The organism is Proteus genomosp. 6 (assembly GCF_040139785.1).
Taxonomy (GTDB): Bacteria; Pseudomonadota; Gammaproteobacteria; order Enterobacterales; family Enterobacteriaceae; genus Proteus.
Genome location: NZ_JBEEVJ010000026.1, coordinates 1 through 6622 on the forward strand (window position 1 = coordinate 1; position 6622 = coordinate 6622).

8 protein-coding genes are annotated in these 6622 nt (G+C 41.0%); 1 reads left to right on the forward strand and 7 read right to left on the reverse strand.

Going from position 1 to position 6622, the window contains the following annotated elements; translation table 11 throughout:
- The 3 genes from ABN212_RS18385 to ABN212_RS18395 form a co-directional block, all read right to left on the reverse strand.
- A partial coding sequence (locus ABN212_RS18385; RefSeq protein WP_349443555.1) for a C40 family peptidase occupies nt 1-507 on the reverse strand: 507 nt, incomplete at its 3' end.
- A gap of 3 nt (nt 508-510) precedes the next feature.
- The gene (locus tag ABN212_RS18390; RefSeq protein ID WP_103004658.1) at nt 511-1209 is read right to left on the reverse strand and encodes a phage minor tail protein L; all 699 of its coding nucleotides are present in this window, start codon (nt 1207-1209) and stop codon (nt 511-513) included.
- Nucleotides 1206-1535: a phage tail protein gene (locus tag ABN212_RS18395; RefSeq protein WP_227335605.1), complete on the reverse strand. Its 330-nt coding sequence runs from the start codon at nt 1533-1535 to the stop codon at nt 1206-1208. Before ABN212_RS18395 ends, ABN212_RS18390 begins: the two co-directional genes overlap by 4 nt.
- A gap of 144 nt (nt 1536-1679) precedes the next feature.
- Here ABN212_RS18395 and ABN212_RS18400 point away from each other — a divergent pair, with 144 nt between their 5' ends.
- On the forward strand, nt 1680-1994 hold the full coding sequence (locus tag ABN212_RS18400) for a hypothetical protein (RefSeq protein WP_349443556.1): 315 nt from the start codon (nt 1680-1682) through the stop codon (nt 1992-1994).
- Here the strand turns inward: ABN212_RS18400 and ABN212_RS18405 are convergent.
- The 4 genes from ABN212_RS18405 to ABN212_RS18420 form a co-directional block, all read right to left on the reverse strand.
- On the reverse strand, nt 1980-2141 hold the full coding sequence (locus ABN212_RS18405) for a hypothetical protein (protein ID WP_349443557.1): 162 nt from the start codon (nt 2139-2141) through the stop codon (nt 1980-1982). The genes ABN212_RS18400 and ABN212_RS18405 overlap by 15 nt on opposite strands.
- 146 nt (nt 2142-2287) lie before the next feature.
- Nucleotides 2288-5623, reverse strand: coding sequence for a tape measure protein (locus ABN212_RS18410; protein WP_349443558.1), 3336 nt, complete (start codon nt 5621-5623; stop codon nt 2288-2290).
- Between the two features lie 63 nt (nt 5624-5686).
- A complete protein-coding gene (locus tag ABN212_RS18415) occupies nt 5687-5995 on the reverse strand; it encodes a hypothetical protein (RefSeq protein ID WP_349443559.1) in 309 nt (102 codons plus the stop codon).
- 63 nt (nt 5996-6058) lie between these two features.
- On the reverse strand, nt 6059-6403 hold the full coding sequence (locus tag ABN212_RS18420) for a hypothetical protein (RefSeq protein ID WP_349443560.1): 345 nt from the start codon (nt 6401-6403) through the stop codon (nt 6059-6061).
- Nucleotides 6404-6622: the final 219 nt, after the last annotated feature.

Genomic DNA, 6622 nt, shown 5'->3' on the forward strand with positions numbered 1-6622 from the left:
CAATATCATGTCGCCTTCTTGAGCTTCATCAACTTGATAGAAACCCTGTTTAACTGTGTTATCTAAATAGAGATTTTTCTCTGTGTACCACCATTCATCAGGGCGAATAAAATCATCTAACTGAATGTCTGAAAGGTGATAGGCGTCGCGTATAATGGAATAACAGTCCTGCTCACCATGCTTAAACTCTCTTCCTAATAGTGGTGCTATTGGTCTGAACTTGTGGATCACACCATCACATACCAACCACCACGGTAGATTTGTCTTCCTTTGCATTGCTCTATCGCCAGAACTCAAGAAAGGCTTTCCGTCTGGGTGACTATGAACAATAGCTTTGACGTCTGAATAACACTCTGCTGTCATCCAGTCGTCTGGGTTAATTTCAAAATAGTTTTGCGGATCTGGATGTATATTTCTGCAAGGGAAATACCTATCGCCAGAAATTAAACCGCACGACTCCCTCGCTCCTTCTGCTTTCGCGTGAGCGATAATGTCTTTCTCAATCATGAGTTAACCTAATTTGTTTGAGCCTAAATACCCGCCAAATGGCATGACTGATTTAAATCTGAGTTTGCACCCACTGTATTTATGAGAGCACTTATCTTTAACTGGATCAGTTGTTGGTTGGTCTTTTTCATCTGCAACAGGTGGCCCATCATAACCACAATCAAATCCTCGGTATCGCCATGAGCAAATGTCAGCTTGAATAACTCGCCTAGGTATCAGGGCGTTATCTGTTTCTGTTGGAAGCGCTAATATATACGTCACAAAATCAGAGTCTGAACTTTCTCGTTGTTCGATAACGTATTTTTGAACAACCTCTCTTGTTGGATCTGCTTGTTGGTTTCCGTTAGGAAAGTTAACAGCATCAAGATATTGTTCTAAAACCTGTCTGCGAGTAACGATAGCACCTAGCGCATCATCGTAATCGTTGTTGATAGCAGTTAACATTCCGTCGAAGTTAGCAAACGTCATTTTAGGTCTGTCGGATGCGCCCTGTGCCGTTACACTAAACCCTGTAACCTGGACTGGATAAGGCTCATAGCGCAATCCTTGCCAGATAATAGGCTTCAATAAGCCATTCATGCCGTCATGAAAGCGATAAACATCACCACCAAAACGGCTTAAATCGACTTCATACAGATCTAACATTGCATTTTGCTGTAAGTCCGCAACGTCTATGCGCATCTCTTGAGGTATATCTCTCATGCAACAACCTCCTCAAATGTGCAATCTATCTGCCATACTGATGTTCTTGGTGCTACCTGCCAGCCTCGGCAAACAAACTTACGCTTAGAATTATCATCACTGGTTAGCCACAAGAATGACTCAACCGCACCACGAGCCTTAAGAAACTCATCAATTTGCTTACCTATGTCAGCATGTTTAATAAATGAAAGTTGATAGGTCTTTAATTGGTTGTTGATCCCGTCTTTAACTCGTTGTTCGTAACCGTTACCAAATTTGGCTACTTTCACTTTAGGCTCATTACCTACCTGATAAGCTGTTTCAGGTCGCCATTTAAACTCTTCCATTGGTTACTCCAATAAAAAAGGCGACACAAAGCCGCCTGATCAAATATCAGGATATTAATAAATATCCATTAGGTTATTTTATATATTCAGCCCAGAGAAACTTGCCGAAGGAATGGCTGACTTACTTCGGTGTGAGGAAATGAAATGTCAGAAAATAATAAAGATGAATCAGCAAAAAAACCATTCAAAATAGGTGAAAAAATTCCCGCCATGGAGAAAAGCCTTGACCAATTAGGCGAGATTACTCATAAATCAGCGCAATCAATATCTCGACTATCAGCGCAAGCTATAATCAATGCTCATGTCATAGAGCTATTGATAAAACAAGTGCTAACCCCTGAAGATAGGGAGACAGTTTATAATAATATTCTTGATTCGATTGAGCGTGACCCTGAGGGGGATAAATTGGGTTTTGAAAAAGATATGATTGAATATTTAAACCGATTATTTAATAAATAACTGGTTTAAACGAGACGTGGCATAATCTAATTGTGCTAATGACGATGAAATAATCTCATTGTGCGTTTCTCGTATAGCACCTAAATCACAGCTCGTTGCCTTTTGCATATCAGCGAGCTGTTTTTCAAGTGACTCAATTCTTTTCACTAAATCTTCCATTGATGGTGTAGATAATCTTAGTCCAGCTTTAATCATCACACCTTTAGCAATTATATTGCCGTTACTATTTTCATGTTCCCGTTACCATCCATCATTAATATATTTTCTTGATTACTCATAACTGCCTCTCTTAATTACCAACTTCTTGATTTTTCTAAAGCACCACCGCTACGCATTTCAGTGCCAAGTACGTCATAAACTGTACCTCTTACCATTTGCTGTATCTGTTGCGCTTCCTTTTGAGTGATGCCATTAGGTGCCTGAACTTGGAATGTAAAGTGCATATCCCCCATGCTGACACCGTTACCACCTTTACCCATCTGTCGATTACTGATAACTCGACCATTATCACCCGGTATCATGTATTGATTACCATTAGATGCTTTGAATATTTCTGGCTTTCCGCCCTCTCCAACCTGATACATTTTACCAGCACCAACCTGACCGCCATTTTTACGAGCACCTGCAAGCGCAATCATTGCTGGTATTGCTGCCGCCATCGCAGCCATTCCCCAAGTTGCAGCAGAGCCCATTGTGGCAATACTGGTTGTTGCTGCGGCTGGAGCCATTGCTGCCGTGATTGCACCGCCAGTCGCCGTTGCCTCTGCTACCGCTTGAGCATTTGACGCTTTACGCATAGCGTTTTCAGTAATCATATTCTTAACTTGCTGCATACCCATTTGAACCAGAGCGCCAACGGCTTGGTCTACAATGGTTAATGCGACATTACGGAAAGCATCATTAAGGGATTGAGTGCCAGTTAATAGCCCTGTAATTACGTTAGCGGAACGTTGCCCTAGTGCGTCCAACCCATCAGCTAAGAATTGATTTGCTTGACTCTGATTGCGCCATATATCCCATTGAGCATTCATGCGGTCTTGCTCGTATTGGGTATTAGCGGCATTCATTAACGCTAAACCTTGCTGAGTGATAGCGCCTTTTTCTGTTTCAAACTCACGAATAAGCGCAAGTTTACGCTCATGTTCGTTTTTGAGTTGCTGAACAGGGTCTACTTGTGCTTTTAAATTATCTTGAGGAGATACAGCGTTTTTAGCCCTTATTTCAGCTATCTGTTGCTGATATTCCGCTTCAATTTCAGCTTTGCGCCTTGCCGCCTGCTCAGTGAGAGATACATCATCTTTTGTTATCCGCTCTAAGTCTGCCAACTGTTTATCGTGAGACTCTTTAGCCTTAGCGACCAAATCAAGCTCAAGCGCGGCTTTCTTATCAGCTAGATTACGCTCAATGTTGTATTTTTCTTCTGCAAGTTTTTTAGCTAATTTAATCTGTTCAGGAGATGCTTTGTCACCAAGAGACTTAACCGCATCATACTTAGCCATTTCAAGAGATCCGTCTTTGTAACCTTTGTTTAAAAGTTCAATCTCTTCTCTCTGGCGTTTTAGTGCTTCGTATGCTGCATCTGTGGCTTTGGTTGATTCCTTTGTTTTGCTGTTGCGCTCTGATTCAGCATCTCTTGCTTCTTGAGCCGCAATAGCCCATTGGTTTAACGAGAGAACCTCCTGCTCTGATAAGTCATTATCTTCGGCATAAAACTTAACTTGAAGCAACCTCTTGTCAACTTCACTTTTGGCATTGGCTAACTTAGTTTCCCGCTCCAGCGACTTCCTTAAATCCAACCCTTTTTCAGACCAATTAACCTCTAACTGCTTGGAGTTAAATTCACCTTTCGCGCCAGTAGCCTCCCTGATTTGCTGGGTTAGTCTACCTAAAGCGGATTTCTCAATATCAATTGCTGACGCACTTTTAACACTTAAATCAATAGCTTCCTTTAATTTCTTATCGTACTCATTTTGAGCATCAGTCAGGTATCTTGTGATTAACTCAGAGCGTTTTTTATTCTCAGCTAAATTACCTTCTAGCGTTATCTTTTCTCTTAGGATATTTATTGTATTTCTTTCAATTAACTCTGGGTTATTTCCTAGAGCGTCCTGTTGCATCCTTAAGCGAGCCTCAAGTCTAGCTAGTTGTTTTTCCTGCTCCTCCATTTCCGCATTTAAAACTTTCTGCTTGTCGGCGGCATCTTGCGCGTCACGAGCAATTTCTTGATACGACAACCCTTTTAATTTGACTGTTAACTGATCTATGCTATCAGCAAAATCTCTAGCCTCTTGTTTTGCTTGCTCTGATTTCTGATAGAAGTAATAGATTGCGGCACCAGCTAACATGGCCACACCGGCAGGGCCACCTAACATTCCCATAACTCCACGCAACGAGCCCATAGATAATGATGCTGCCCTTGCTGCAGCTGCTGAGTTTGCCATTGCTGCTGTTTGCGCTTGTGTTGCTTGAGTTAATGTTATTGCAGCTTTTGAAGCTAATGATTTTTTAGCAATTAAGTTATCAAGTGCAGTTGCTTCCGCTAACGTTCCTTTTGCAACGTTGTACTCTGCTTGAGCAAGAGCAACAGCAGATCTAGCAGAAGCCAAATCAGCCTGAGCCTTTCTGACTGACATGTTTGCAGCATACTCACTTGCTCTTGCTGATTGCAGTGTGGCGACTGACTCCTGACGAGAGGCGGCTGCCATCATCACTTTTGACTTAGTAGCCATAGCCAAGGCGGCAACATATCTTGAGCCAACCACTGCGGCGATTACTGTCAATACAGAGCTAAGCTCATCTAAATTCTTACTAACCGTAATAACCGCATCACTAAACGCACTGATGGTTGATTTTATTGTTGTATTTTCACCGAGAAACTTGGTTAGGCTGTTCCCTGCCTCTTGAAATGCCTGCGACATTGTTCTGGTAGTTTTAGCGAATTCCTTGCCGATTACATCACCTTGAGAGAGCAACCCCTTCACAACAACATCAGTGGTTAGTTTGCCTTCTGCTGCCATCTTACGAAGTTGACCAATACCGACACCCATCGAGTCAGCAAGCGCAACCATCAAGCGGCTACCTTGCTCTGCTACTGAGTTGAATTCCTCGCCGCGCAGAACTCCAGATGCGATACCTTGCGATAACTGAATAATGGCGTTTTCAGCCTCTGTCGCTGTGGCACCAGAGACAATAAACCCCTGATTAATAATTGTTGTTAATTTTGCTAAATCTGCTGCTGAGGTGTTGTATTCTCTCGTTCCTCTTTCTAGTCGAGCGTAGAGTGTTGCTGTGGCATCAAGACTAGAGCGTGTTGCTTGAGTAATATCAAATACTCGTTGAGTAACATCAATAAGTGACTCGCTAGTACGAACTGAGTTGGATAGCTTGTTGTTTAATACAGCCCATGCTTCGGCGTAACTAGCAACCATTGAAACCGATAAATAACCAGTAAGAGCTGCTGCAACTTTGGATAGAGACTGCATTGAACGTTCTGCGTTATTTACTGACTGAGACGTTCGGTTAAAGCTACTATCCATACGATTAAGGCGTTGCTCTAACTGCTGTTGCGATGTAAGCAATTGCCGAACATCCATTTGAACTTGATAAACGATTTCGCCTACATTTGCCATTATCGGCTCCTTAAAATGAAAAACCCCGCCAAATGGCAGGGTTTAGGTTGTTAATATATCTGGTTAATATTTTACACTTCGTACATCTAGCAACATTTCATTCGCTTCATCACATCTATCTTTTTGCTCTTCTGGTATTTTATCCCCAGATTCGCGCATTAAATCACAAACCATGCTAATTCTCCCCTGATCAAAAGCATGCCCCATTGATGCGATGATAAGACCTTCACACGATTCTTTATCTTTATGATTAACACAAGCTGCTTTTGCAACATCTGATATTTTTATATTTTCTTTAGCAATAGAACTTGCACTAAATAAAATAGACAAGGAAGAAAGCACTCCGATAGATGTAATTAATATTTTCCTCACAACACCATCCTCGTTAGTTAATTTGTTATTAGTTTAGTTGTTTGTGGTGCAAATGGGAGCAAATTAACTAATGCGCCACCCTTCATTTATCATTTTTTTCTTAATTCTATCGAGTTCATTTAAATCTTTTTTCTTTTTCAGAATAACGGAATACTGCTTATACCCATAATGGGATGGAGCGAAGAACTCACCGTCATTATACATAGCTTGATTCCGCTTTAATGCTGATATGGCTAACGGAGACAATGCTATTTGTTGCTTACAATACTCAATAGCCTTATTTAAATTACTCTCTTTGTCTCTCATTTTATAATACTTCTTTATCTTTTCTTGAAGACTAAAATGAAGTTTTAGTATCGCTTCGTCAGGCAATCCTCTTAATCCGTCCAACCATTCATTCTCGGTCATATTATCACCATCAATAAGTTAATTTAATCTGATGTTATATAGATGATAATGCAAAAGAAAGCAAAGTCATTATCCGAGATACGCAGATCTTAAAAAATTATAACTATGATTTATTTATCCCGCTTGGCAGAAATCAATCATCCTGCTAATTAAATGACAAAATGTTTCATTTGCTGATCCTGTTTCAACGCTCACACCGACGCGATGACAAATGTCGAA